Raw genomic sequence first — 23,744 nt, 5'->3', positions numbered from 1 at the left:
GGTTTCATATTGAACGCTATGGAATTTGATGAAGACACTCCGCGTCGGAAGGCCGGTCGGCCGTTGTCGTTCGATCGCGATGCGGCCCTGCACCAGGCGATGCTGCTGTTCTGGCGGCATGGCTACGAGGCGACGTCCCTCAGCGAGCTGACCGCCGCCATGGGCGTGAGGCCACCCAGCATCTACGCCGCCTTCGGCGACAAGAAGGGTTTGTTCCTCGCCGCGGTCGACCGCTACCTGTCGGGCCCCGTCACGCCCGAGACGATCATCGCAGGCGCTTGCTCCGCGCGTGCAGCCGCACTCGCCTTGCTCGACGCCTCGGTGATCGGCTTCACGGGAAAGCAGACGCCGCCCGGCTGCCTGCTCGCCAGCGCCACGATCAGTTGCTCGGCAGAGGCTGCCGACGTTCAGCGAGCGCTCACGGCGATCCGCCAGCGCATCGAGGCCCAACTGAGGGAGCGCATCCTGCACGGGATGGACGCGGGCGAGATGCCGCCGGAAACGGACGCGGACGCCCTGGCGGGGCATGTGATGGCCGTCATCCAGGGGTTGTCGACCCTCGCGCGCGACGGCGCGGCGCGCGACAAGCTCCAGCGTATCGCCGCTTCCGCGATGCGGGCGTGGCCCGAGCCGGCCTGAGCGGCCATCCTTCAGGTGGTGGTAGCCAGCGCGGCCAAGGTGGCAGGCAAGGCGCCCAAGAGGCGGAACGCCTCGCGTGCATTTTCCTCGGCCAATCGCTTCACGAGGCCGGCGCGTCCTCCGAACTGAAACCCGAGCTGACTGGCATAGGCGGAACAGGCGCTCTCCTTGGCCGCCTCGGCCTCGGGCGCAAAGCCGATCGTCACCGATTCCAGTCGTGAGAAGCTCTCGGCGAACGGCTCCTTCGGCGCCTCATGACGCACGGTATAGGGAAAGTCGCGCCACCACAGGATCGGTGTGCCGGCTCCGCGCTGCGAGACGTTCGCCTGCAGGGCAAGGATCACCTGAAGGTGGTCGACATGCCCGCCGATGCCCTGTGGCGCCAGGATGAGGTCGGCAGCCGTTTCGGCGATCAGGTCGCCCAAGGCCGGGCGCAGGTCGTCGACGATGGCATCGTCGGCCCGCAGGCCGGCGAAGAGCTGCGGCGCACTGCCGTAACCGCGGTGCGGCGCCTCGCGAAAGCCGAGGTGGAGCGGGCGCGTGACACCGAGGACCGTGGCTGCCGCTTCGTCCTCGGCTCGCCTGAGCGCCATGTAGTCGACGTCGGGTCCGAGGCCCTTGTCGGTCTGGCAGGCCAGGGCGAACCCCTTCGGATCGGCCACCGAGCCGGTGAAGACCGTCGCCATCACGACCGTCCAGCCCGACGCCGCGAGGGTCGCGAGCGTGCCGCCGCAGGAGAAGGCGGCATCGTCGAGATGCGGGGACAGGGCGAGCGCGGTCGGCATCGCTACAGCAGGTGCGGTTCGGCGCGGAAACGGCAGGACGGATCGTGCGGCAATGTCTCCTCGAAGGCAGGATCGGGAAGCTCGCCGGCGATCTCGTCGTAGACCGCCATGATCCGGCGGCCGACGCTGTGCCACGAGTAGACCCGACGGCATTCGGAGAGGCCGTCCGTGGCGAGACGCCGCCGCAGGTCGTCGTCGACCACCACCCGCGTCAGGGCCGCGGCGAGGGCCGGTACGTCGCCCGGCTGCACCAGGAGACCGTTCTCCTCGTCCCGCAGGCAGTCCGACACCCCGACCGAATGGGTCGAGACCACGGCGAGCCCGGCTGCCATCGCCTCGAGGATGGTGTTGGAGAAACCCTCCGCATAGGTCGGCGACACGAAGACATCGGCCTGCGCGTAGAGGGCAGGCACGGTGTCGTAATCCGCGTAGCCGGTGAAGCGGATCTCGGCCTCTCCCAGGCCGCGCTCGGCGGCCAGGTCCTTCGAGGCCTCAACGTCCGGCCCGATGCCCGAGACGATCGCCTCGAACGGCGTACCGGCGTCGCGCATCCTCGCCAACGCCTCGATGAAGTCGAGCACACCTTTCCGACGGTCGACCCGTCCATGGTAGAACAGGCGGATCGGACCGGGCGCGCGCGTCTCGACGGGGGTGAAGCGGGCCGTATCGACCGCGCCGGGCACAATCGTGAAGCGATCCGGATCGGCACCGAGCCGGTCGCAGACCTCCCCGACGAAGGAGGCGCCGCCGATGAGCAGGGCGTTAGCGTGCGCGAGCACCGCGCACATGGCGACCCGATGGGTCTCGCAGCAGGAGCCGACCCAATGGCCGTCTCCGCCCTGGATCGAGACGACGGTGGGGAGGCCGATTGTCTTGGCCGCGATCAGGGTCGCCCAGCCGGTGGGGTAGCCGTACTGCGCATGCAGGACGTCGAAGGGCGAGCGCGCATGCTCGGCCACGATGGTCTCGACCATCGTCGCGATGTCGCGCTCGAAGTCGCCGTTGGTCTGCTCGCCGATCTGTTCGAGCCCGATGACGCGCACGCCGGGCACCGCCGGCGGCGGGCCGCCGCCATAGACGCGGGTGCCGAAGGCGTCGCCACGGTACTGGCTGATCATCGTCACGTCGTGACCGGCGCCCACGAGTTCGCGCAGCAGGTTCTGCGCATAGACGCTCATGCCCGAGATCGCGGGAAAATAGCGCCGGCTGACGAAGCAGATCCTCATGCGCGACCGCTCCGCGGTGCGCACGAATGGCGAATGGCGAATGGCGAATGGATCGCCCACCTGCTCGTCCGTTTCCTAGCCATTCGCCATTCGCCATTCGCCGATGTCATGCATGCCTCCGGGCTTCGCGCAGATAGGCCAAAGCCTGGGGGATCATCACGTCGGCGCGGTGGCTCTCGCGCGAGAGTTCGACGCAGATCAGCTTGCCGAAGGAGTTCGATTCCAGGGCGGTGAGGACGCCGCCGACGTCCATATCGCCCTCCCCGAACGGCAGGTGGACGTGGACGCCCCTCGCCATGTCCTCGATCGCCACCGTGCCGATGCGCTCGGCGAACTCGGCGATCGCCGCAGCGGGCTCGCGCTCCTGCGTCACCAGGCAGTGACCGGTATCGAGGGCGAGGCGCAGGCCCTCGATGTCGAGGCGCGCGAAATCGTCCAGGGTCTCGATCAGCATGCCCGGTTCCGGTTCGAGGCAGGGCACGACGCCCTGCGCCTCGGCGTAGGCGACGACATCCGCCACGCCGTCCCGCAGCCAGCCCATCGCGTCCGCGGAATCGACGCCGGCCTTCGGCACGCCGGCCCAGAACGAGACCGCCTCGGACCGGAGGATGGCGGCGATGTCGATCGCCCGCTTGAGAAACCCGATCCGCCGCAGCCGCGCGGAAGCGTCGGCCGTCACCAGGGTCGGCTCGTGCTTGGCCTTCGGATCGAGGAGGAAGCGCGCGCCGGTCTCGATCACCGATGCGAGCCCGAGCCGCTGGAGCCGGCTCGAGACCCGCTCGGTCTCCTGCACCCAGCCCTCCGCGAACGGATCGAGGTGATGGATGTCCAGGGTGATGGCGACACCGTCGTAGCCGGCGTCCGCGATCAGGTCGATGGCATCGTCGAGGCGGTGGTTGGCCGCGCCGTTGGTGTTGTAGGCGAAACGAAGCGTCATGCGACGATCCTCTCACGGCACCGCCACGTCTGGCCTTCTCCTGTCTGTGAGAGAGGCAAGACCGTCCGTCCGAGCCCCTTCACGCCGCCCGGCCCTGCTGCTGCAGGCGGAACGGCGCGTGGTGCGATTCCGGCTCGCGGTAGAGCGGGTAGTGCCGTCCGACGATGGTGTCGGCCAGTGCCGTATCGAACAGCGGCTGGCCGCCGAACCGCTCGATCGCCTCCGGCGTCAGGCGCACCGGCCGCAGGGTCTCGCTCGCCTCCCCGAATCGGATCAGCGGATGGTCGCGCTCGATCAGCTTGCGTGTGTTGCGCTCGCCGATGCGGTGATAGCTCATGGTCTCGACCTCGAGCCCCGGCACGATCGCCTTGACGATGCCGACCCCGGAGCCGGGGGGCGAGCAATCGACGTAGAGGACGTCGAACCCGGCCTCGTCGAGCCGCTCGCGGGCGATGCGGCCCCTGGCGTGGCCATCGGGGGCGGGGGTCGTCGGCAGCTCCGTGAAGGGCTTCACCGTGCGTTCGGAATAGACCGTGTCGGCGAGGACATCGCGCAGGGCCTCGGGCGGCAGCACGATCCAGTCGAGCATCGCGCGCAGCGCCCTGCCCTCTTCGAGGTCGAGGCTCGGCAGGGCCTTACGGATGAAAGCGTCGACATAGCCCGGCGGGGTCACGCGCTCGGCAAAGCTCAAGGGGCCGTGGCCGAAGGCCTTGCGGACACGGGCGGCCTGGAATTCGAGCAGGGCCTTGCGCAGGGCCCGCTCGCGGTCGGGATCACAGGCCTCGCCGCAGGCCGAGAGCGCGATCGGAACGGGCGTGTCGGCGAGATCGCGGTCGTAGCCGACCACGTAGACGTTGGTGAGCCCGAACTGGTCGGTGGCGAACTTCGGCAAGGCGCGGATGCCGAGGGCATCGAGGCGGTCGAGCATCGCCTGCGTCTCGGGGCCGAGCCCTTGTGAGACGTCGAGCATCACACCCTGGTCGAGGGCGCGGAACAGAAGGCCGTTGCCGTCGCGCTGCAGCAGTTCGAGGAGCCCGTGGCCGAGGGCGAACGCCACGTCCGGGCCGGCGCCGAGGCCGTTGGTGATGAGATTGGTGAAGGGCGTGTAGCCCTCCGACAGTTCGAAATAGTCCGTGGCCGCGATGTCGAGGGGCATCAGCACGGTCTCGGACGTGCGGGCCCGGACCGCCGGGGTCCATTCGAGCACCGTATCGCGCCCGACAGGGCTGCCGGCGGGAAGGCAAAGGGTGAGCGGATCGGCCACCGCGCCGGCGCCGAAGACACGCACGAGGTCGTGGTAGGAGCCGCGCTCCTTCTTGCGCGGCATCACCGCCAGCGACGGCATCAGGTTCTCGGCAATCTCGGCCACCGCGCCGATCAGCGCCTCGTCGTCGGTGGCGCCGTAGCCGATCCCGCTCGGCATGGCGCCGACGAAGAACGGATCGTCGAGGAAGAGCGAGACGAACCACACCGGAATGCCGGTCCGGTCGAGGGGCGCGAGGGAGAAGCCGACGATCCGGCCCGGCGGCAGGATGTCGAGATAGGCCCGGACCGGCTCGGGCAGAGCGGAGGGCAGGCCCTCGATCCGTCTGGCGGTGCCGTAGCGGTAGGGGCGCGGAGCCTTCACGCGGGCGTTGCGGGCCCGTCCGTCCTGATCGTTCTCGCTCACGTCGGGTCCGTCCTGTCTCTCACGTCGTCGCCGCGGCGTCTGCGGCGGGTGGCATGCCGTAGGCGCGGGCCAGAAGCCGCATCGTGTGGAGGTCGCGTTCGGCGCTGTAGGCCGTCCGTTCCCCGGGGCGCCGCAGGGCGGAGCCGAAGGCGCGGACCTGTTCCAGGAACGGCGAGGCGGCCGCATCGAAGGCGACAGCCTCGGCCAGCCCACTTGTACCGTCGGTGAACGTCAGCGACCCACCGGCGACCTGACCCATCGTGTCGATCGCGGTGAACTGGCCCCGTGTTCCCACCACCTCGAGGCGCCGGCGCGGCAGGGCGTCGGGGCAGTTGTAGGCGACATGGAGGTTGGCGAGGACGCCGCCCGCGCTTCGCCCGATCAGCAGCGCACCGTCGTCGACGGTGTAATCCTGTGCCCGGCTCTGCGTCAGGGCGGCGATGTCGACGATGGGCTCGTCGAGGAGGAAATCCACGAGGTCGAGCCCGTGGGGCGCGAGATCCATGAGGGCGCCGCCACCCGCCCTGGCTGGGTCGATCCGCCAGTTGTCGAGGTCGGCCCGGGAGGTCCACTCCCGGCCGAGCCAGCAGGCGTAGAGGATTCGGATGGTCGTGACCGTACCGATCCGGCCGGCGCGGATGTCCTCGCGCATCGTGCGGTGGGCGGGGTGGTGGCGCTGGTCGAAGGCGGTGCCGTAGAACGCGCCGGTCGTGGCGATCGCGGCGGCCATGGCCTCGGCGTCCGCGAGACCGGCCGCCATAGGCTTTTCGCACAGGATCGCCTTGCCCGACGCCGCCAGGGCCTCGACGGCGCCGCGATGGAGGTGGTTGGGCGTGGCGACATAAACCGCCTCCACGTCCGGCTCGGACAGGAGGCCATCGAGGGTCGCGTGGGCGCGCGCGCCGTCGGCTTCGGCGGCGGCGCGGGAGGCCTCACCCGGATCGCAAACCGCCACCAGCCGGTGCCCGGCTTCGTGGATGCCGGGGGCCATGTAGTCGCGGGCGACCCAGCCGTAGCCGACGATGCCCCAGCCGACGTCGTCCGCCATCACCACCTCTCCGGCAGGTCGACGAACTCGCGCCGCCGCACCCGTTCGGCCGCCGGGGTCGTCTCTCCGCCGACCCAGTCGAGCACTTCGGGTCCGGCGGAGGTCGGCGGGTAGGTGGCGCGGGCAGCGTATTCCGCCTCGTAACGTTCGGAGGGCCAGGCGATCCCATACCGGCCTGAACCGTCCGGCCGATAGAGTGGATTGAGGCGCAACTGCGTTCCCTCGCGCGGCAGGGTGATGCCGTCGACCACGGTGCGGGGGGCGGGCCGCATCCCCGGCCCGGCCACCACCGAGAAGGCCTCCACGCCCGTCATCTCGGACGGCGCTCTGGGCGCGGGAGCGCGACCGGCGACGAGGGCACGGGTGAGTTCGTCGTCGTCGTAGACGAGACCGTCGGGGAACAGCTCGTCGATCTCGGCCGCAGACACCGCCTTGCCGGCCGAGAAGCCGGGACGGGCCGCGTTGTGGATGTGGCTCAGGGCGAGCCACCCATCGTCGCCGGCGTTGCGGCGCAGATTGTCGAGGACAGCCGCCTTGTCGTCGAGGAAGTAGAACGCATCGTTGCAGACCACGAGATCGACCGGAGAGCCGGCGATGGGCCAATGCGGCGACCCGGCATCGAAACAGAGGAGCTGCGCCTTGGCGTCGAGGAGCCAGTGGCGGGCGACCCAGAGCTTGGCGAAGACGACATCGCCGCCGGCGACCTTGGCGCCGCGGGACTGGAATTCGCGCAGGTAGTGGCCGATGCCGCAGGCGAATTCGAAAATGCAGGAGGGGTCGTTCCAATGCGCTTCGAGGAGCGTCAAGCCGGCGAGATAGGTCGGATCGGTCCAACGGTGCAGGAAGTAATCGCCGACCCGCCCCCAACCGAGGTGCCGGACCGCATCGCGCAGGCTCATCGTCTCGCGGTCGCGCACCAGGGCATGCAGGTCGATCGGATCGGCCGCCGGTCCGGTCCACCAGTCGTCCTGATCGGCGAGTAACCCTTCGAGGGCGAGGCCGATCTCGCCGGCATCGAGCAGCTTCAACGTCAGTGCGACGAGATCGTCGCGCCCTGTGCGCAGGTACGGGATGCCATCGACCGAGGGCCACCGGTCCCCGGTCACGGCGTCGCGCAAGGAATGCGGCGTGTCGGACCGCAAGGGATGGCCGGTTTCCGGGGAGAGAAGCTCGAAGGGAATCATCGCAACCGCCCCGCGCCGTCGAATGGGACGCTCACGGGATGCGCATATCCCTGAGGACGCGGTCGTGGAAGTCCTTCACGGGACCGGCGTGCACGAGTTCCATCTCGGTGAGCACGGTGTCCATGGTCAGCGACGCCGACCGCAGGTGCTGCGCGATCTGGAGAACCCGGTCGATGGCATCGGCGGCATGGAACGCCCGACCCTCAGGCGTGGAATCGTCCGGAAGAACGGTTCTCGCCGCCTCGATCTGCGCGCGAAGCGGGGCCGCGATCTCCTTCAAGGCCAAATCGGTCGTCCGTGCCATGATCGTGGCGAGATGCGGCCCGAGCAGCATTTCGCCCGTGAACCCGGCGTCAGGCATCATCGCGTTATGGAAGTGATGGCTCATCCCGGCGAGAAACACGGTGGTGGGGTCCGCGCCATAGAACGGACTCAGCACGACGCCGTAGACAGCGACGACGAGGCAATGTTCGGCATGGTTCTCGGGCGGTTCGAGCAGGATCCGCGCCTTGCCGGGACAGGTCACCCCCGCACGCGGCTGATCGGCGAGCGCCTCTACGAAACCGGGAATCGGGCCTGCCCGCATCGCCTCGCGACGGCGCAGGCGTAGCCGCAAACCCTCCAACAGCCCGGGGTCGACATTCGCCGCCACGGCGTCGAGGCCAGCGACGAGGACATCCCCCACTTCGCCGCGGGAGAGACCCGCGGATGACAGGAACGCATCGTCGAGATCGCAGAGGCGAGCGGCCGCCAGGGCCTTGGCGGTGATGTCGAGCGCCACCGTCGCAGCATCGGCCCCGGCCGTGAGCGCCGACCAGCCCTGAAAGAACAGGCGCTCGGCGATGGAGCCGAGACGCCCGCTGGAATGGACGCGCTTGAGGTCGTTGAGCTCGACCAGGAGGTCGCGCAGTGCGAGGGGGGCGAAAGCCCCCCCCACGTCGGATGTCGCCATCAATGCGCGCCGAGCCAGTTCAGCAGCATCGTCTGCTGCTTCCCGAAGTCGTGCTCCGGACCGTGGCCGTTCTTCACCATCGGCGCCTTGAAGAAGCTCGACAGCTGCTCCTGCACGCCGCCGTCGCCACGCTTCTTGGCGAGGTCGAGAACACGGGCGATCTCGATCACCAGCGGGGCGGCAAGGATGGAGTCCTTGCAGAGGAAGTTGACCTTGATCTGCATGCGCTGACCGAGGAACCCGGTCACGTCGATATTGTCCCAGGCTTCCTTGTCGTCGCCGCGGGGCCGATAGTAGTGAATGTGGACCAAGTGATCCTCGACCGGATAGCCGAGGATCGAATCCAGCACCGTGCCCTTGGTATTGAGCTTGGACTGGAGCGAAGCCGGATCGTTGAGGGCGAGGCCGTCGCGATTGCCGAGGATGTTGGTGGAGAACCAGCCGTCGACATGCAGCGCACGCGCCTTCAGCGCGGGGGCGAGCACGGTCTTCATCATGGTCTGGCCGGTCTTGCCGTCCTTGCCGGCGACCGGGACGTTCATCTCGCGGGCGAGGTCGAGAAGAGCGGGTACGTCGGCGGCGACGCTCGGCGTGAAGTTGGCGTAGGGCACGCCGCTCTTGATGGCCGCGTAGGCGTAGAGCATCGCCGGGCTGATCGCCTCGTCGCTGGCGTCGAGCCCCTTCTCGAAGGCGGCGGTCGAGTTCAGGACTGGGTCGGAGAGGTCGGGCCAACGCTCGGTGGAGGCCAAGTTGATCACGACGACCTCGTCGAGATTGCTCTCGAGCCGAAACCGACGGAGGTCGTTGGCGATCACCGATACCGCCTCGCGGTGATCGGCGGCGACGATGCGATTGGCGCCGTCGATATTCTTGCAGAACTTCGCGCTACCGACGGCCGGCCAAGGCTTGATGCCCTTGAGCACCTGGGCACCGTTCTCGATGTCCTGCTTGGTGAGCACGCCGTGGCCGGTGGCCGCGGAGGCGAGGTCGTCGTCGTTCAGGTCCCAGCCGCCGAAGACGAGGTCCTTGTAGTCGGCCAGACCGGCCACCGAGATCCCCGCAAGAGGCAACCCGTCCAGGTGGTTCGAGCCGGTCTTGATCATTTCGATACCGGCGATGGCTGTGGTGGCGACGGCGCCGCCCATGCCAACGAAGGCAACGCCGACACGGCGCGCGGTCTGCATGCTCATGGGGAAGAGACTTCCTTACTCTGATCGACGAGGCAGCGGCTCGGAGCCGCATGCTCGTCCGTTCGGTCTGGCTAAACTGGGACAGTCCCCGTTCGTTCCAAGTCCGGCGATGGGGCCTTATTGCCGCGCCCAGGGTGAATGCGGACCGAACGGATCGTTAAGGGCGGGTCCGCGAACAGGCTTAACCGTTCGTTAAGCGTGCCACGGTTGGATCATGTCGCTGTCCCATTCTGGTCACAGCCTCCCGCGAGACGTCCGCTCGCTGAACTGACCGAAGCCGGGCCCAAGAACGCCACGGCACGAGCAAGGAATGACAATGGGGGTTATCCCGGAGCCGGCGCTCTGCGCCGACGACGTGAGCCGTCTCGTGCCCAACGAGACCATCCTTTTCCGCCGGCCCGGACCGAGGCCGACACTGAAGACCAAAGGCCTGCGTCACCGCACGGCCAAGATCCTCGCCGCCGGTTTCCTGCTGGCCACCGGGCTACCGCAGAGCGCCCTCGCTCCTGCCGCCCTGGCTCACGACCGGATCGACTTCGACGTCCGTCGCGCAACGGCGGCGGTGAACACCGAATCGTTCACAGAACGCGGTGCCTGGTCCGGAGTTCCCGTCATCGAACAGGAACCGCCTACCCTGGCACTGATCGAGACAGACCTCGCCTCGCTGCCGCAACCGGCCGAGCCCGGCGATGGCGACAGCTTGCGTTTCGGCGACATGACCGTGCCGCGCCCCCTGGTCGAAGCGATCCTGCGGGCCTCCGAGGAGACCGGGGTCGATCCCGTCTACATGATGGCGCTGGCCGACAAGGAGTCGAGCTTCTCCACCACGGTGAAGGCGTCGACCTCATCGGCGGAGGGGTTGTTCCAATTCCTGTCGGGCACGTGGCTCGAAGTGGTGCGCCAGTTCGGGCGGCGCCACGGGCTCGACGCCGAGGCCGCTGCCGTGACCGGCCGAGGCCGGGGCATCACCGTCTCGGACGATGCCATGCGCACCCGCGTCCTCGCCCTGCGCCAGGACCCCTACGTCGCCGCGCTGATGGCCGGCGAGCTGATCAAGCGCGACCGCGACCGGATCGCCCAGCGGATCGGCCGAGACCTCAAGACGTCGGAGCTGTATCTCGCCCACTTCCTGGGGACGGCGAGCGCCGGGCGCTTCCTGACCCTCACCGAGGAGAAGCCGGCGCAGGTCGCCAAGGCGGTGTTCAAGTCGGCGGCGAAGGCCAACCGCAGCCTGTTCACCCAGAAGGAGGGGAATGGCCGGCGCGGGCTCACCGTCGCCGAACTGCGCCATCGCATCGACGGCATGATCGACCGCCGCCTCAACCAGTACGAAGGGGTCGCGGCCCTGGGAGCGGCCGCCCCCCGCGAGACCGCCGGTCGTACGGCCCCCGTCCCGGGGGTCATCCGGGTCTCCGAGGCGCTGCCGTAGCGCCTCGGAGTGGCGCCGCCTCAGGCGGCGCGGACGGTGGCGAGGAACCGCTTCACCTCGTCACCGAGATGGTCGGACTGCTGCGACAGGCCGGATGCCGAGGTCAGGACCCTGCCGGCCGCCGTACCCGTGCTCGCCGCCGCGTCGGCGACGCCGCTGATGTTGACGGTCACCTCGTTGGTGCCGGCGGCGGCCTGCGAGACGTTGCGCACGATCTCCTGCGTCGCCGCCTCCTGCTGCTCCACCGCGGCGGCGATGGTGGTGGCGACGAGACTCATCTCCCGCACCCGCGCCGTGATGCCGTCGATGGCCGACACGGCCTGACCGGTCGCACCCTGGATGTCGCCGATCTGACGGGCGATCTCGTCGGTGGCCCGCGCGGTCTGGTTGGCGAGTTCCTTAACCTCGGCGGCGACCACCGCGAACCCACGCCCGGCCTCTCCGGCCCGCGCCGCCTCGATGGTGGCGTTGAGGGCGAGCAGGTTGGTCTGGCCGGCGATGCTGGAGATGAGGCCGACGACCTCGCCGATCCTGGCGGCGCTGTGGCTGAGGGCCTGGACCAGGGCGGCGGTCTCGGCGGCCTGGGTCACGGCGGCATTGGCGAGGGTGGCGGACCCGTCGACCTGACGGCCGATCTCCGACACCGACGAGCCCAGTTCCTCCGCCGCCGAGGCGACCATGGTGACGTTGGTGGCGGCTTCCTCCGCGGCCGCGGCGACGGCGGTCGACTGGCCGGCGGTCTCGGCGGCGGTGTGGGTCATCGTGGTGGCGGTGGACTGAAGGTCCGTCGCGGCGGCCGAGACGGCCGCGACGATGCCGCCGACCGCGCCCTCGAAGGAATCGGCCATGTCCCGCATCGCCGCCTTGCGCTGCGTTTCGGCGTCGGCACGGGCGAGTTCCGTGTCCCGCTCCAGGGCGCGGTTGCGGATCATGCCCTGCTTGAAGACCTCGACGGACGCGGCCATGGCGCCGACCTCGTCGCGGCGACCGATTCCCGGCACCGTCACCGTCAGGTCGTTCGAGGCCAGGCGCGACATGGCCGCGGTCATCGCCCGAAGCGGCCTGACGATCCCGACGTGCAGCGCGAGGAGGCTGAGCACGCCGGCCAACGTCATCACGGCGAGGCCGACCATCGCCGTCGTGCGGGAGGTCTCGGCCGCGGCCTTCGCCGTCCGTTCGCGGTCGACGAGAAGGCCGCGCTCGGCATCGGCGATCTCCTTGGCCTTGGCGCGGAAGGCATCCATCCTGGCCTTGCCGATCCCGGAGGCCACGAGGTTCCGCGCCTCCCCCTGCGTCGCCGGATCGCGCATCAGCGCCAGCTGCGGTCCCGCGACGTCAGTGCGCCATGCACGGACGAGGCCGTCGAGCGCGGTCAGACGCTCCTGCTGCACCGGGTTGTCCGCGGTGAGCCGGCGCGCCGACGAGAGGCCGGTCTCGTAGGCCGCTTCACCGGCCTTCGTGGGCGCCAGGAACTGTTCCCCGCCAGTGATCAGGTAGCCGCGCAGGCCGGTTTCCTGGTCCGCCATCGCCGATGCCACCGTATTCACGGCCGACAACACCTGGTGCGTATGATCGGTCCACTTGGCGGCGTCCTCGCTGGTGGCGACATTCCGAAGGTTGATGACGGACATCGCGACGGCGACGAGTGCGACCACAGCGAGCGACAGCCCGATCTTCACGGCAATCTTGAGGTCGACGACTTTTGATACCATGGAACGGAGAAGCCTTTTATTCCGATTTGTCGCGACTAAGGATCGACGATCATGTAACGCGCTGCGGAATTAGGCTGGCGGGTCGGGAATAATATTCGGTTAAAGCTCGCTTATCCCGCATGTCGGCCGCCGACCTGCGGTTTCGACCCGCTCGCGACGCTCTCGCCGCGAGCGGGGTGGTCGCGTTGCCCTCTTCCGCGTGCGACGGCGGCCGGAGCCTCACCGGAACGGTGGCTCGTCGAAGGCGCGCAGCTTGCGCGAATGCAGGCCGTGGCGGTCGGCGCGCAGGTTGTCGAGGGCCGCGAGCCCGATCAGGAGATGCTCGGCCACCGCCCGGTCGTAGAAGGTGTTGGCCGCGCCCGGCAGCTTGATCTCGCCGTGGAGCGGCTTGTCGGACACGCACAGCAGGGTGCCGTAGGGAACGCGCAGGCGGTAACCCTGGGCGGCGATGGTGCCGCTCTCCATGTCCACCGCGATGGCACGCGACAGGTTGATGCGCCGGCGCTCCTGGCTGAAGCGCAGTTCCCAGTTACGGTCGTCGTAGGTCACCACGGTGCCGGTGCGCAGCCGCCGCTTGAGCGCGTCGCTGTGCTCGCCCGTCACGCCTGCGGCAGCGGCCTGGAGCGCGAGCTGGACTTCGGCGAGCGCCGGGACCGGCACGTCCGGCGGCACCAGTTCGTCGAGGATGCGGTCGCGGCGCAGGTAGCCGTGCGCGAGCACGTAGTCGCCGATGGTCTGGGACTGGCGCAGGCCGCCGCAGTGCCCGACCATCAGCCAGCAGTGCGGGCGCAGCACCGCGAGATGGTCGGTGATCGTCTTGGCGTTCGAGGGACCGACGCCGATGTTCACCAGCGTCGTGCCCTGCGGGCTGCCGTCCGGCCCGTGCCCGACGAGGTGGTAGGCCGGCATCTGGAACTTGTGCCAGGGCGAAGCCGCGATCAGGGCGGCGGGATCGACGGAGGCCGCCTCGGCCCGGTCGACGCCGATGCCGCCGGGCAGGATCATGCGGGTGATGCCGCTTCCCTCGGCCTGAAGGCGTTCGAGGCCGTGGCGGACGAAGCCGTCGACGTAGCGGTGGTAGTTGGTCAGGAGGATCCAGGGCTGGACGTCGCGCCAGTCGCAGCCGGTGTAATGGACGAGGCGGCGCAGGGAATAATCGACCCGCACCGCGTCGAACAGGGCGAGCGGGCGCGGTTCGCCGGGGATCTCGCGCCACAGGCCGTCGGCGATCTCGTCGCCCACGACGGACAGCAGCGGCACCGGGAAATAGGTGGCGAGGTCGAGGGAGGAGACGGTGGCGCGCGACGGGCTCGCCCCCGGCTCGACCACATAGGGATAGGGAATCTCCTGTGCGCTCAGGCCCACTTCCAGGGTGGCGCCGTAATCGGCCACCAGGGGTTTGAGCTGTTCGAGCAGGTACGCGCGGAAATGCCGGGCCTGCGTCACGGTGGTCGAATAGGTGCCGGCCGCCTGGAACTTGGCGGTGGCGCGGTTGAGGCGCGGGATCGGGCCGGTCGGGTGGTAGGTGACCCGCAGTTCGGGGTAGCGGAACTGGAGCCGCTCGGTCGCGTCGGGGGGCGGCCCGCCGTCGAGGTAGCGCGCCAGGGCGGTCTTGAGGGCGTGGATCGCCGCCTCGTTCAGGACGGCGAGACGATCGACCGCCACCTCCGGGTCGGCCACGGATTCCATCGGCCGCAATTCGCTGGCGATCATCCCGAACCTCTCGCACTCGTCCGACGCGCCCCTCTCCTACACATCGCGGGCCTTGGGTGCGACCGCCGCTCCGCCGGACGCGGCTTGCGCCCGCGTCGCACGTCACCGAAAGCGGACCCTATCGGATTGCACGGTCACGCAGGAGAAGTTCATGGACGACGGGGCGGATCACCGGCCGGGCGAGACCCGGATCACCCTGCCCGAGGGGTTCGATGCCGGCCTCCACTTCATCGGCCGCATCCGCACGCCCTGGCCGCACCGGCGGGACTGCCCGCGCAACGGCCTGCAGACGCAGGAGCTTTGCACCATCGAGGTCGATCCGCTCTTCGCCCCCGCCCTCCAGAACGTCGAGGGGGCGAGCCACCTCATCGTCCTCTATTGGATGGACGCGGCGGCCCGCGATCTGGTGCTGCAGCAGCCGCGCCATGCAGACGGCAGCCGCGGCACGTTCTCCCTGCGCTCGCCGGCCCGCCCCAATCCGGTGGCGCTCTCCGTGGTCGAACTGAAGCGCCGGGACGGCGACCGCCTCGTCGTCCACGGCCTCGATTGCCGCGACGGGACGCCGCTCATCGACATCAAGCCGTATTTCGCCTCCACCGATGCCCGGCCCGAGGCGACGGTCGACCGCGCCGGGACGCGCACCGGCCCGGTCGCGGCGCCCGGGCGATAGCCCGCGCTTCGCGGCGACCTCAGGCGGCGGCGGGCGCCTGTGCCTCCGAGCGCCGCGGTCGCTTGATCCGGTACCAGCCGACGTAGAGCGCCGGCAGGAAGAACAGGGTGAGGAAGGTCGCCGCGATGATGCCGCCGATCATCGCGTAGGCCATCGGCCCCCAGAACACCTCGCGGGCGATCGGGATCAGCCCCAGGCTCGCCGCCGCCGCCGTGAGCAGGATCGGGCGCATGCGGTGGCAGGTCGCCTCCACCACGGCGTCCCAGGGCTTCATGCCGTCGCGCTCGTATTCGTCGATCTGGGTCACCAGGATCACCGAGTTGCGGATGATGATGCCGATCAGCGCCAGGACGCCGAGGATGGCGACGAAGCCGAGCGGCTTGCCGAAGGGAAGCAGCGCCGCCACCACGCCGATCAGGCCCAGCGGCGCGACGCTCGCCACCAGGAACAGCTTCTGGAAGCTCTGGAGCTGCACCATCAGCAGGAAGGCCATGGTGAGCAGCATCACCGGCGCCACCGCCGCGATGGGGCCCTGGCCCTTGCCGGCTTCCTCGACCGCACCGCCGGTATCGAGGGTGTAGCCGTCGGGCAGCTTGGCCTTGAAGGCGGCGATCGCCGGTTCGAGCTGCGCCACCACCGTCGGCGGCTGGGTGGCGTCGCCGATCGCCGCGCGGATGGTGATGGTCGGGATGCGGTCGCGCCGCCAGACGATGGGCTGTTCGAGCTCGTAGGAGATGGTGGCGAAGGCCAGGATCGGCACGACGCTGCCGTTGGCGAGGGCGACCTGGAGCGATTGCAGCGTCTCGATGGACCGGCGCTCGGAGGCCTGGGCGCGCCCGATCACATCCACGAGGTAGATGGAATCGCGCACCTGCGTGATCGTGCGGCCGCCGACGACGCCGTTGAGGACGCCCGCGATGTCCTCCGAGGTCACGCCGAGCTGGCGCGCCTTGTCCTGGATGATCTCGACCTTGAGCACTTTGCCGGGCTCGTTCCAGTCGAGGGTGGGCACGTCGAGGTGCGGGTTGGCCCCGACGATGTTGCTCAGGTCGAGGGCGAGCGCGCGCAGCTTCTGGAGGTCGGGACCGCCCAGGCGGTATTGCACCGGCCGCCCCACCGGCGGGCCGAGGTCGAGGGTGTGGACGAAGACGTCGGTGCCGACGAACTGCTCGCGGGCGAAGGCGTCGAGCTTCACCTTCAGTGCGTCGCGGGCCTCGAGCGAGACGGTCTCGATCACGATCTGGCCGAAGAAAGCGTTGCCGAGCTGCTGGTCGAGGGGCAGGTAGAAGCGCACCGCGCCCTGGCCGACGTAGGAAGTCCAGAGCTTGATGTCGGGATCGCCCTTCAGCTTCGCCTCGAACCGGTCCATCTGCGCCTTGGTCTCGCCGATGCTGGCGTTCTGGGGCAGGGTCATGTCGACCAGGAGCTCGGGACGGTCGGAGGCCGGGAAGAACTGCTGCTGCACGAACTGCATGCAGAAGATCGAGAACCCGAGCAGGCCCACCGTGACGATCACCGTGAGCCAGCGCCCGCGCATGGCACCGAGCAGCATGGCCCGAAACACCCGGTTGAGCCGGCTCGGGCGGTCGTGGTGCTTGTGCTTGATCACCGCCGGCAGCAGCTTGACCCCGATGAGGGGCGCAAACAGCACCGCCACCACCCAGGAGACGATGAGCGAGGCGGCGATGACCACGAACAGCGAGTAGGTGTATTCGCCCGCCGAGGAGCCGTTGAAGCCGATGGGCAGGAAGCCGGCGACCGTCACCAGGGTGCCCGTCAGCATCGGGAAGGCGGTGGAGGTGTAGGCGAAGGTCGCCGCCTTCTTGAGGCTGTCGCCGACCTCGAGCCGGGCGACCATCATCTCGACGGTGATCATCGCGTCGTCGACGAGGAGGCCGAGCGCGATGATGAGGGCACCCAGCGAAATGCGCTGGAGCGTGACGCCCATCACCTGCATCACCACGAAGACGATGGCGAGCACCAGGGGGATCGAGAGCGAGACCACGAGCCCGGCCCGCCAGCCGAGGCTGATGAAGCTGACGGCGAGCACGATCACCACCGCCTCGATGAGCGCCTTGGTGAAGCCGCCGACAGCTTCCTCGACGATCTTGGGCTGGTCCGACACGAGGTGGATGCCCACCCCCACCGGCAGCTCGCCCTCGAGCTTGCGCATGCGCTCCTTCAGATTCTCGCCGAAGGTGAGGAGGTTACCGCTCGCCTGCATGGCGATGGCGAGGCCGATCGCCGGCTGGCCGTTGTAGCGGAACAGGGCGGTGGGCGGATCGGTGAAGCCGCGCGAGATCTCGGCCACGTCCGACAGGCGGAAGAAGCGGTCGTTCACCCTGAGGTTGATCGCCCGCAGGCTCTCCTCCGACAGGAACTGGCCGCCCACCCGCACCGAGACCCGTTCAGGGCCGGCCTGGATCACGCCCGAGGGCGTGATGGCGTTCTGGGACTGCAGGGTGCCGACGACGGCGTTCACGTTCAGGCCGAGGCCGGCGAGCTTGCGGGTGGAGAAATCGAGGTAGATGACTTCGTCCTGGGCGCCGAGGAGCTGCATCTTGCCGGCGTTCGGGACCTTCTTTAGTTCCGCGCGGATCCGCTCGACGTAGTCGCGCAGCTGGCGTTGGGTGACCCCATCGGCGGTGAAGGCGTAGACGTTGCCGAAGACGTCGCCGAACTCGTCGTTGAAGAACGGTCCCTGAACCCCCTGCGGAAACGTGTTCTGGATGTCGCCGATGCGCTTGCGGACCTGGTAGAAGGTCGCCGCGATGGTCTTGGGCGGCGTGGTCTCGCGCAACTGCACGAACACCGTGGTCTGGCCCGGCGTGGTGTAGCTGCGGCTGAAATCGACCGCGTCGATCTGCTGGAGCTCCTTCTCGATCCGCTCGGTGACCTGGTCGAGGGTGTCGCCGATGGTGGCGCCGGGCCAGCGGGCCTGGACGATCATGGTCTTGATCGCGAAGGGCGGATCCTCCTCGCGGCCGAGCTTCTCGTAGGCGAGGAACCCCGCCACCACCGAGACCAGCATCAGGAACCAGACGAAGGAGCGGTGCTCGAGAGCCCATTCCGACAGGTTGAAGTTCTTCACGGGTCTCTGGTCTCGCCTATCCGGGGAGTGGGCAGCGCGTCGGCAAGGTCTACTGCGGGGTGCAAGGTCTATTGCGGGGTATCGGAGATCCGCACGGCCTGGCCCTCCTCGAGGCTGGCGGCGCCGGCCACGACCACCCGGTCGCCGGCCGCGAGCCCCACCGTCACCGTCACGCGGTCGCCCTGGCGCTGGCCGACCGTCACGGCGCGGCGGGCGACGGAATCGCCGGTGCCCGAAACCAGCCAGACGGAGGCGCGCCCATCGGCCTCGACCACCGCCGTGGCGGGCAGCGGAACGTAGGGCACGGTCGGCCGCGACAGCGCGACGGTGATGGTGGTGCCCAGGCGGAACGCCTCCGAGGGGTCGATCAGCCTCATGCGGATGCGCCGAGTCCGCGTCACCTGATCCGCGAAGGGGGCGATCTCGCGGATCCTACCGGTGGCCGTGATCTCCGGCGCGCTCTGGAGGGCGACCTTGAACAGCTCGTCCCTCGGCATCGCGCCCACCAGATCCTCGGGGATGTCGACCACGGCCTCGCGTTCCTCCGGGCGGGCCAGGGTCACGACGGCCTGGCCGGCGCTGAGGACCTGGCCGATCTCGGCGCTGCGCACCGTGACGACGCCGTCGAAATCGGCGTGCAGCTCGGTGTAGCCCATCTGGTCGCGCGCCTTCTGCAAGCTCGCCTCGGCCTGCAGAAGGCGGGCCTGGGCGGTGTCGCGGCCCGCCACCGCGCTGTCGAACTGGGCCTGGGTGACGTTGCCGCCCGACAGCAGGCGCCGGCGCCTGATCTCGGTGGCGCTGGCGTTCTCGGCCTGGGCCCTGGCATCGGCCAATTCCGCTTCGGCACGGCTCAGCGCGAAGCGGGTAACCACGGGGTCGAGGGCGGCGATGAGCTGACCCTTCTTGACCACGTCGCCCACCGTGACCTCGCGGGCGATCACGCGCCCCGGGATCTGGAAGCCGATCTCGGATTGGTAGCGCGGCTCGACGAAGCCTGCGAACGGGCCGAAGACGACGGTCCGCACCGGCTTGGCGACGGTGTAGAGGACCGGGCGGACCGGCGGCTTTTCGGCCTCGGTCGGCTTGCAGCCGCTCACGGCGAGGCCGGCCAGGAATAGGCCGGCGGGGCGGATCCACCGGCGCCTCACCGGAGCGGCTCCACCACCGCGGCGACGGCCACGGACTGGCCGGGCCGCAGGAGCTGGATGCCGGCGACCACCACCTCTTCGCCCGGTTCGACGCCCCCGGACAGCACGATGGTCTGGGTGCCGAAATGATCGATCGTGACCGCGCGGGGCGCCACCGTTCCGGTGCCCGGATCGCGCACCCAGACGGCAGGTCCGCCCTCCCAGCGGTAGAGCGCCGACCACGGCAGGATCACAGCCTGGCGGGCGCGGAAGGTGCCGGTGCCGACGACGATGGCGCCGAGCGTCATGGCCGGGGGCGTCTCCTTCAGGCCGACCTTGACGCGGACGGTGCCGGAGGCGGTATCGACGCTGGGGGAGATCTCGCGGACGGTCCCCACCGTCCTGACGGTGGGGTCGGCCTGGAGCGCCACGTCGACCCTCGGGCTCTCGGGCGGGGCGGCGAGCACCGCCTCGAACACGTTGAACACGGCGTCGCGCGGGCCGTCCTGGGCGAGGGCGAGCACCGTCTGGCCGGTCTGGACGACCTGCCCGACCTCGAAGGTGCGGCTGAGGACGATGCCGTCCACCCCCGCCCGCAACTCCGTGTAGGACAGCTGTTCCTGGGCCGTCCCGACGGCCGCCTTTGCCGAATCGACCGAGGCCTGGGACACCCTCAGCTGCTGTTCGGCATCGTCGTAGCTCGGGCGGGTCGTGAAGCCCCCGGCCAGCAGGGATTCCTGCCGCTTGAAGCTGACCTTGGCCTGGGTGAGCAGCGCCTCGGCGGAGGTCAGGGCCGCCTGCGCGTTGTTGAGGTCGGCCTTGAGCTGCTGGGGGTCGAGGCGGGCGAGCACCCGGTCCGCCGTGACGTGGTCTCCCACCTCGACGAGGCGCTGGACGATCTTGCCGTTGGTCCGAAAGGAGACGCTGACCTGGGACTGGGTCTGGATGTCGCCCGTGAAGATCAGGGCGGCCGAGATGGTGGTGCGCTCGGCCTTGACCGTGCGCACGAGGACCAGGGGAGCCGTCCGGCGACTGCCGTCGTCGGCCGCCGCCGGGCCGGCGATGCAACAGGCCGCGAAGGCCATCAGAAAACGGCGCCTGATACGGTTTCCGCTGGGATCGAGCGGGAACCGTATCACCGAGCCCGCGCGGCGTCTGAGCGAAGCCCATGTCCGCATCACGAAGCGATCAACCGGAAATGGCATGAGCCTGCGCATCGGGCTCGAGATCGGACCAGCCACAGCGTTCGCGCCTCGTCGCATCGTCTATCGCCGGGGATTCCTATCGTCTACGCTACAAACCGTCCAGACGGTCTTTAGCGGGAAACACGATGACGAAGGCGCGCACCCGTCGGGAGGATCGACCGGCGATCATCCTCGACGCCGCCGAGCGGCTGATCCGTCGGTCCGGCACGCGCACCCTCACCATCGACGCGGTGGCGCTGGAGGCGGAGCTGAGCAAGGGCGGGGTCCTGCACCACTTCTCCTCGAAGGACGCCCTCATCACCGCCCTGGCGGAACGCAAGCTCGCCGAGATCAAGGAGGACGTCGCCCGCCACGAGGCGGCGCAGGCGCCGGGGCCGAGTGCGATCCCCCTGGGCCTCATCGCCCATGCCCGCCAGGTCTACTGCCGGGAGGACGGGTTCCCCCGGGCCCTCCTGCTCGCCTCCGCCGACGACCCGGATGCCTTCGCCGGCTTCAACGCGTTCCTGAAGCAGCAGCTGGCGCGGATGGAGACGACCTCCGCCAGTCCGGGCGACGGGGCGATGCTGACCTTCGCCGCCCTCGGACTGATGCTGTCCCGGACGCTGGGATTTCACTGCCTCGCCGGCCCCGAGCTGGCGCGCCTGTTCGACGCGCTCGAGGCCTCCGCCAGGGCATTGCCGAAGGCCGATCCCGCGGACCTCGGAGAAGCCGGGGGCCACGCGGCGATCGTGGAGGAAACAGGGAGCGGTGCGTAGTCCGACCGCCCGCGGAGGTGGGCCGCCGCGAACAGTAAAAGCGGTGTCGCGGCTTTCTCTGCACACGGCGATCGTGCATCCCTGTCGAGAGGACGATCGAACGAAAATCCTCCGCCGGCGTTCCTACGCGTGACCTCGCGGCATAGCCTGCGGAAGACTGCTGAGACGCCCGGTGGGGGTATCGATTTTTCCCAGCGGTCCGCGATCCACTTCGCGGCACGACGAAGAAATCTGGAAGGGGAGAATACACGACATGAAGGCGTTCTGTGTCATGACCATCGTCGGTCTGAGCCTCATGGGCTCGGCCGTTTCCGTATCGGCGCAGCCCTACGGCGGCCGGGACTACGGCGAGCGCAGCTACGGCGAGCGCGACCGTGGGTATGGCGACCGCGACCGCGGCTACGGAGACCGTGACCGCGGCTACGACCGCCGCCGCTCCGGCTTCGACGAGGGCGAGTACCTGCGCTGCAACCCCGACGTCCGTCGCGCGGTCAATCGCGGCCAGATGGAATCCGGAGCCACGCACTATCGGACCTTCGGTCGCCGGGAAGGCCGCCGCCTGAGCTGCTGACGAGCGGCAAGCCGCGCTCGACCTGCGGCGGGCTTCACACCTGAACGACCGGTTCCGGGGGGGCAGCCCCCGGAATTTCTTTGACCGGAATGCCTCCATCGCAGGCAATACCGCGTCGGACACCCGCAGCGCACAGGGGATGAGGGGGGAATGGGCTCGACGCGCCCCGGCAGGGCGCGTCGGTGTCGCCTCAGGAATCCAGACCCTCGTCCTCGTCGATGTCCACGAGGAACACGATGTCGGCGTCGTCCTCGTCCTCGTCGTCTTCCTCGTCGTCGTTCGAGGCCTGGGCGTGCGACGAATCCGGGTGGGGCGCCTTGGCGTGGCGCGCATCCGGCTCGAAGGGCTCGTCCTCCTCGGAGTCGTCTTCCGCCAGCGCGTCCTCGAAGATCTCGATCTCTTCCTCGTTGGCGGCGCGGATCTTGAGTTCCGACTTGCCGTTCCAGAGCACGCGGCCGTCGCTCTTCATGGTCTGGATGTCGTCCTTGAAGCCGTCGCAGGTGAAGAGGTCGCGGGCGACCTCCTCGCTGCCGTTGATGACCGCAATGGCGACGCCGTCGATTTCGAGTGTGAACATCGCGATTCCTTCATCTGAGGCTATGAGCCGCCGCTCGTTTAGGGGCGAACCCTGCCGGCGCCAACCGGAATCAGGGTCGCTCCCGCAATAACTCCCGCGATCGGCCCGGGTGTCCCGCGAGCCACGCATGCCGCGGGGGCGAACGATTTCGCCGGCGTCAAGCGCCGCCACCGCCGCCGCGGCCGATGGCGCGCTTCACGACCCCCTGGACCTCCGGGTTCGACAGGAACAGGTCGTGGTTGATGAGACCGCCGCCGTAGTCGGAGGCGTCCGCCACCCGCACCCCGAGGGCCTCGAGGCGGGCCCGGTCGGCGGCACCGGCCCGGACGACGCCGCCGGCGATGGCGCCCGAGAGCTCCAGCGCCCGGTCGTTGGTGGCCGAGATCACGGTGATCTTGTTGACGTCCGAGCCGAGGCGCTCGGCGCTGGCGGTGAACAGGTCGATGTCGATGTCGGGCGCCGCGAGGATCACCGCGCCGATGCGCGCCATCGCCGCCTCGCCGGCCTCGGCGCGCAGCATGCGCAGGGTCTCCAGGGTCAGGAGAGTGCCCATGGAGTGGGCGACGATGTTGATGCGCCCGCCGCTGGGCGAGGCGACCAGCGCCTTGAGCAGATCACCGAATCCGTCGCGCGACCACAGGGCGCTCTCGCGGTCGTAGCCGTAGTCGAAGGTGGCCGCGGCCGAGGGCCAGGTGAACAGGGCCGAGGCGCCGCGGAACCGGATGCCGTCGGAGAGCCGCGCCGCGCTGACGGCGGCCGATTCGAAGCTCTCGCGATAGCCGTGGACGTAGATCAGGAGATCGCGCCCCAACGCCGCCTCCGCGAAGGCGGCCGCCGCCCCGAGCCCGGTCTGGACCTGCGGCACGGCGCTGACGGCCCAGTCGCCGGTGACCACCGCCGAGACCTTGCCGATCAGCGAGCGGTCGGGCGAGGCGAGCCGGACCTCGGCGAAACTCAGGCCGCGCCCCCGGTCGGAACTGAAGTACGGCGCCTTGGGCGGATTGCCGACGGGCTTGCGGGTGGTCGCCACCAGCAACACGGGGCTCACGTCCAGGGCCGAGGACTTCTCCGGCCCCCCCGCCGTGCCGGTGGCGAGCCCATCGGCGACGCAGGCGGCGAGGCCCGGCGCCAAGGTCGCGATCGCGGCCAGCCGGATCAGGGACCGTCGGGTCGGCCGGAGGTCGGGTTGCATGGCGGGATGCATGGGATGACGTCAGCCCTGGGGATCGCATGCCGGGAACGGCTTCGGTCGGCTCACGCCATG

Annotated in this window: 20 protein-coding genes; 5 read left to right on the top strand and 15 right to left on the bottom strand. The window is 69.4% G+C overall.

Annotated features, from left to right (window positions below):
• The first annotated feature begins 99 nt into the window (after positions 1-99).
• Entirely contained in the window at positions 100-639 is a 540-nt protein-coding gene (locus ASG59_RS19440) for a TetR/AcrR family transcriptional regulator (protein WP_200945982.1), read from the top strand.
• 11 nt (positions 640-650) lie between these two features.
• On the opposite strand, the gene ASG59_RS19435 is transcribed toward ASG59_RS19440, so the two are convergent.
• The 8 genes from ASG59_RS19435 to ASG59_RS19400 form a co-directional block, all read right to left on the bottom strand.
• On the bottom strand, positions 651-1,424 hold the full coding sequence (locus tag ASG59_RS19435; protein ID WP_056410969.1) for a PIG-L family deacetylase: 774 nt from the start codon (positions 1,422-1,424) through the stop codon (positions 651-653).
• A gap of 2 nt (positions 1,425-1,426) precedes the next feature.
• A complete protein-coding gene (locus ASG59_RS19430) occupies positions 1,427-2,650 on the bottom strand; it encodes a glycosyltransferase family 4 protein (RefSeq protein ID WP_056411085.1) in 1,224 nt (407 codons plus the stop codon).
• 106 nt (positions 2,651-2,756) lie between these two features.
• Positions 2,757-3,587 (bottom strand): sugar phosphate isomerase/epimerase family protein, encoded by an 831-nt coding sequence (locus ASG59_RS19425; RefSeq protein WP_056410966.1) that lies wholly within the window; start codon positions 3,585-3,587, stop codon positions 2,757-2,759.
• 79 nt (positions 3,588-3,666) lie between these two features.
• Positions 3,667-5,256: a YcaO-like family protein gene (locus ASG59_RS19420; RefSeq protein ID WP_056410963.1), complete on the bottom strand. Its 1,590-nt coding sequence runs from the start codon at positions 5,254-5,256 to the stop codon at positions 3,667-3,669.
• A 19-nt stretch (positions 5,257-5,275) separates the two neighbouring features.
• Positions 5,276-6,304 carry a Gfo/Idh/MocA family oxidoreductase gene (locus ASG59_RS19415; RefSeq protein WP_056410960.1) on the bottom strand — a complete coding sequence of 343 codons (1,029 nt, stop codon included), beginning with the start codon at positions 6,302-6,304 and terminating at the stop codon, positions 5,276-5,278.
• The gene (locus tag ASG59_RS19410; RefSeq protein ID WP_056410956.1) at positions 6,304-7,488 is read right to left on the bottom strand and encodes a methyltransferase domain-containing protein; all 1,185 of its coding nucleotides are present in this window, start codon (positions 7,486-7,488) and stop codon (positions 6,304-6,306) included. The genes ASG59_RS19415 and ASG59_RS19410 overlap by 1 nt, the downstream gene beginning before the upstream one ends.
• Before the next feature lie 31 nt (positions 7,489-7,519).
• Positions 7,520-8,440 carry a hypothetical protein gene (locus tag ASG59_RS19405; RefSeq protein ID WP_056410954.1) on the bottom strand — a complete coding sequence of 307 codons (921 nt, stop codon included), beginning with the start codon at positions 8,438-8,440 and terminating at the stop codon, positions 7,520-7,522.
• Positions 8,440-9,630: an inositol-3-phosphate synthase gene (locus ASG59_RS19400; protein WP_056410951.1), complete on the bottom strand. Its 1,191-nt coding sequence runs from the start codon at positions 9,628-9,630 to the stop codon at positions 8,440-8,442. Before ASG59_RS19400 ends, ASG59_RS19405 begins: the two co-directional genes overlap by 1 nt.
• Before the next feature lie 310 nt (positions 9,631-9,940).
• On the opposite strand from ASG59_RS19400, the gene ASG59_RS19395 reads away from it, so the two are divergent.
• On the top strand, positions 9,941-11,059 hold the full coding sequence (locus ASG59_RS19395) for a transglycosylase SLT domain-containing protein (protein ID WP_347379720.1): 1,119 nt from the start codon (positions 9,941-9,943) through the stop codon (positions 11,057-11,059).
• Positions 11,060-11,079: 20 nt separating this feature from the next.
• Here ASG59_RS19395 and ASG59_RS19390 read toward each other — a convergent pair whose 3' ends face one another.
• Both ASG59_RS19390 and ASG59_RS19385 read right to left on the bottom strand, forming a co-directional pair.
• Positions 11,080-12,771, bottom strand: a complete 1,692-nt coding sequence (locus ASG59_RS19390) for a CHASE3 domain-containing protein (protein ID WP_056410944.1) — start codon at positions 12,769-12,771, stop codon at positions 11,080-11,082.
• A gap of 219 nt (positions 12,772-12,990) precedes the next feature.
• Positions 12,991-14,484 carry an AMP nucleosidase gene (locus tag ASG59_RS19385; RefSeq protein WP_056410941.1) on the bottom strand — a complete coding sequence of 498 codons (1,494 nt, stop codon included), beginning with the start codon at positions 14,482-14,484 and terminating at the stop codon, positions 12,991-12,993.
• Between the two features lie 151 nt (positions 14,485-14,635).
• Here ASG59_RS19385 and tsaA point away from each other — a divergent pair, with 151 nt between their 5' ends.
• Positions 14,636-15,154 carry a tRNA (N6-threonylcarbamoyladenosine(37)-N6)-methyltransferase TrmO gene (gene tsaA / locus ASG59_RS19380; protein ID WP_056410938.1) on the top strand — a complete coding sequence of 173 codons (519 nt, stop codon included), beginning with the start codon at positions 14,636-14,638 and terminating at the stop codon, positions 15,152-15,154.
• A gap of 19 nt (positions 15,155-15,173) precedes the next feature.
• Here the strand turns inward: tsaA and ASG59_RS19375 are convergent, their stop codons facing one another.
• The 3 genes from ASG59_RS19375 to ASG59_RS19365 all read right to left on the bottom strand — a co-directional run bounded on the left by ASG59_RS19375 (position 15,174) and on the right by ASG59_RS19365 (position 20,457).
• Positions 15,174-18,245, bottom strand: a complete 3,072-nt coding sequence (locus tag ASG59_RS19375; RefSeq protein WP_056286591.1) for an efflux RND transporter permease subunit — start codon at positions 18,243-18,245, stop codon at positions 15,174-15,176.
• 68 nt (positions 18,246-18,313) lie between these two features.
• Positions 18,314-19,357 carry an efflux RND transporter periplasmic adaptor subunit gene (locus ASG59_RS19370; RefSeq protein ID WP_244475772.1) on the bottom strand — a complete coding sequence of 348 codons (1,044 nt, stop codon included), beginning with the start codon at positions 19,355-19,357 and terminating at the stop codon, positions 18,314-18,316.
• Between the two features lie 32 nt (positions 19,358-19,389).
• A complete protein-coding gene (locus tag ASG59_RS19365) occupies positions 19,390-20,457 on the bottom strand; it encodes an efflux RND transporter periplasmic adaptor subunit (RefSeq protein WP_082528862.1) in 1,068 nt (355 codons plus the stop codon).
• 245 nt (positions 20,458-20,702) lie between these two features.
• On the opposite strand from ASG59_RS19365, the gene ASG59_RS19360 reads away from it, so the two are divergent.
• Together ASG59_RS19360 and ASG59_RS19355 are read left to right on the top strand one after the other, a co-directional pair.
• Complete coding sequence (locus ASG59_RS19360) at positions 20,703-21,332, top strand: TetR/AcrR family transcriptional regulator (protein ID WP_082528861.1); 630 nt, start codon at positions 20,703-20,705, stop codon at positions 21,330-21,332.
• 253 nt (positions 21,333-21,585) lie between these two features.
• The gene (locus ASG59_RS19355; protein ID WP_056286599.1) at positions 21,586-21,903 is read left to right on the top strand and encodes a hypothetical protein; all 318 of its coding nucleotides are present in this window, start codon (positions 21,586-21,588) and stop codon (positions 21,901-21,903) included.
• 190 nt (positions 21,904-22,093) lie between these two features.
• Here the strand turns inward: ASG59_RS19355 and ASG59_RS19350 are convergent, their stop codons facing one another.
• Complete coding sequence (locus ASG59_RS19350; RefSeq protein WP_055889627.1) at positions 22,094-22,480, bottom strand: hypothetical protein; 387 nt, start codon at positions 22,478-22,480, stop codon at positions 22,094-22,096.
• Between the two features lie 157 nt (positions 22,481-22,637).
• A complete protein-coding gene (locus ASG59_RS19345) occupies positions 22,638-23,672 on the bottom strand; it encodes an alpha/beta hydrolase (RefSeq protein ID WP_056411075.1) in 1,035 nt (344 codons plus the stop codon).
• Positions 23,673-23,744: the final 72 nt, after the last annotated feature.

The sequence above is a fragment of the Methylobacterium sp. Leaf466 genome (assembly GCF_001425565.1).
Taxonomy (GTDB): domain Bacteria; phylum Pseudomonadota; class Alphaproteobacteria; order Rhizobiales; family Beijerinckiaceae; genus Methylobacterium.
Note: the sequence above shows the minus strand (reverse complement) of the source record. Positions and strands in the feature narration are given on the sequence as shown.

Excerpts from the sequence above, each read along its gene's own strand:
- ASG59_RS19430 (WP_056411085.1), bottom strand. The coding sequence starts at position 2,650 with ATGAGGATCTGCTTCGTCAGCCGGCGCTATTTTCCCGCGATCTCGGGC.
- ASG59_RS19405 (WP_056410954.1), bottom strand. The coding sequence starts at position 8,440 with ATGGCGACATCCGACGTGGGGGGGGCTTTCGCCCCCCTCGCACTGCGC.
- ASG59_RS19390 (WP_056410944.1), bottom strand. The coding sequence starts at position 12,771 with ATGGTATCAAAAGTCGTCGACCTCAAGATTGCCGTGAAGATCGGGCTG.
- ASG59_RS19440 (WP_200945982.1), top strand. The coding sequence starts at position 100 with ATGCTGCTGTTCTGGCGGCATGGCTACGAGGCGACGTCCCTCAGCGAG.
- ASG59_RS19345 (WP_056411075.1), bottom strand. The coding sequence starts at position 23,672 with ATGCAACCCGACCTCCGGCCGACCCGACGGTCCCTGATCCGGCTGGCC.
- ASG59_RS19400 (WP_056410951.1), bottom strand. The coding sequence starts at position 9,630 with ATGAGCATGCAGACCGCGCGCCGTGTCGGCGTTGCCTTCGTTGGCATG.
- ASG59_RS19365 (WP_082528862.1), bottom strand. The coding sequence starts at position 20,457 with ATGGCCTTCGCGGCCTGTTGCATCGCCGGCCCGGCGGCGGCCGACGAC.
- ASG59_RS19385 (WP_056410941.1), bottom strand. The coding sequence starts at position 14,484 with ATGATCGCCAGCGAATTGCGGCCGATGGAATCCGTGGCCGACCCGGAG.
- tsaA (WP_056410938.1), top strand. The coding sequence starts at position 14,636 with ATGGACGACGGGGCGGATCACCGGCCGGGCGAGACCCGGATCACCCTG.
- ASG59_RS19410 (WP_056410956.1), bottom strand. The coding sequence starts at position 7,488 with ATGATTCCCTTCGAGCTTCTCTCCCCGGAAACCGGCCATCCCTTGCGG.
- ASG59_RS19435 (WP_056410969.1), bottom strand. The coding sequence starts at position 1,424 with ATGCCGACCGCGCTCGCCCTGTCCCCGCATCTCGACGATGCCGCCTTC.
- ASG59_RS19425 (WP_056410966.1), bottom strand. The coding sequence starts at position 3,587 with ATGACGCTTCGTTTCGCCTACAACACCAACGGCGCGGCCAACCACCGC.
- ASG59_RS19350 (WP_055889627.1), bottom strand. The coding sequence starts at position 22,480 with ATGTTCACACTCGAAATCGACGGCGTCGCCATTGCGGTCATCAACGGC.
- ASG59_RS19355 (WP_056286599.1), top strand. The coding sequence starts at position 21,586 with ATGAAGGCGTTCTGTGTCATGACCATCGTCGGTCTGAGCCTCATGGGC.
- ASG59_RS19395 (WP_347379720.1), top strand. The coding sequence starts at position 9,941 with ATGACAATGGGGGTTATCCCGGAGCCGGCGCTCTGCGCCGACGACGTG.
- ASG59_RS19360 (WP_082528861.1), top strand. The coding sequence starts at position 20,703 with ATGACGAAGGCGCGCACCCGTCGGGAGGATCGACCGGCGATCATCCTC.
- ASG59_RS19415 (WP_056410960.1), bottom strand. The coding sequence starts at position 6,304 with ATGGCGGACGACGTCGGCTGGGGCATCGTCGGCTACGGCTGGGTCGCC.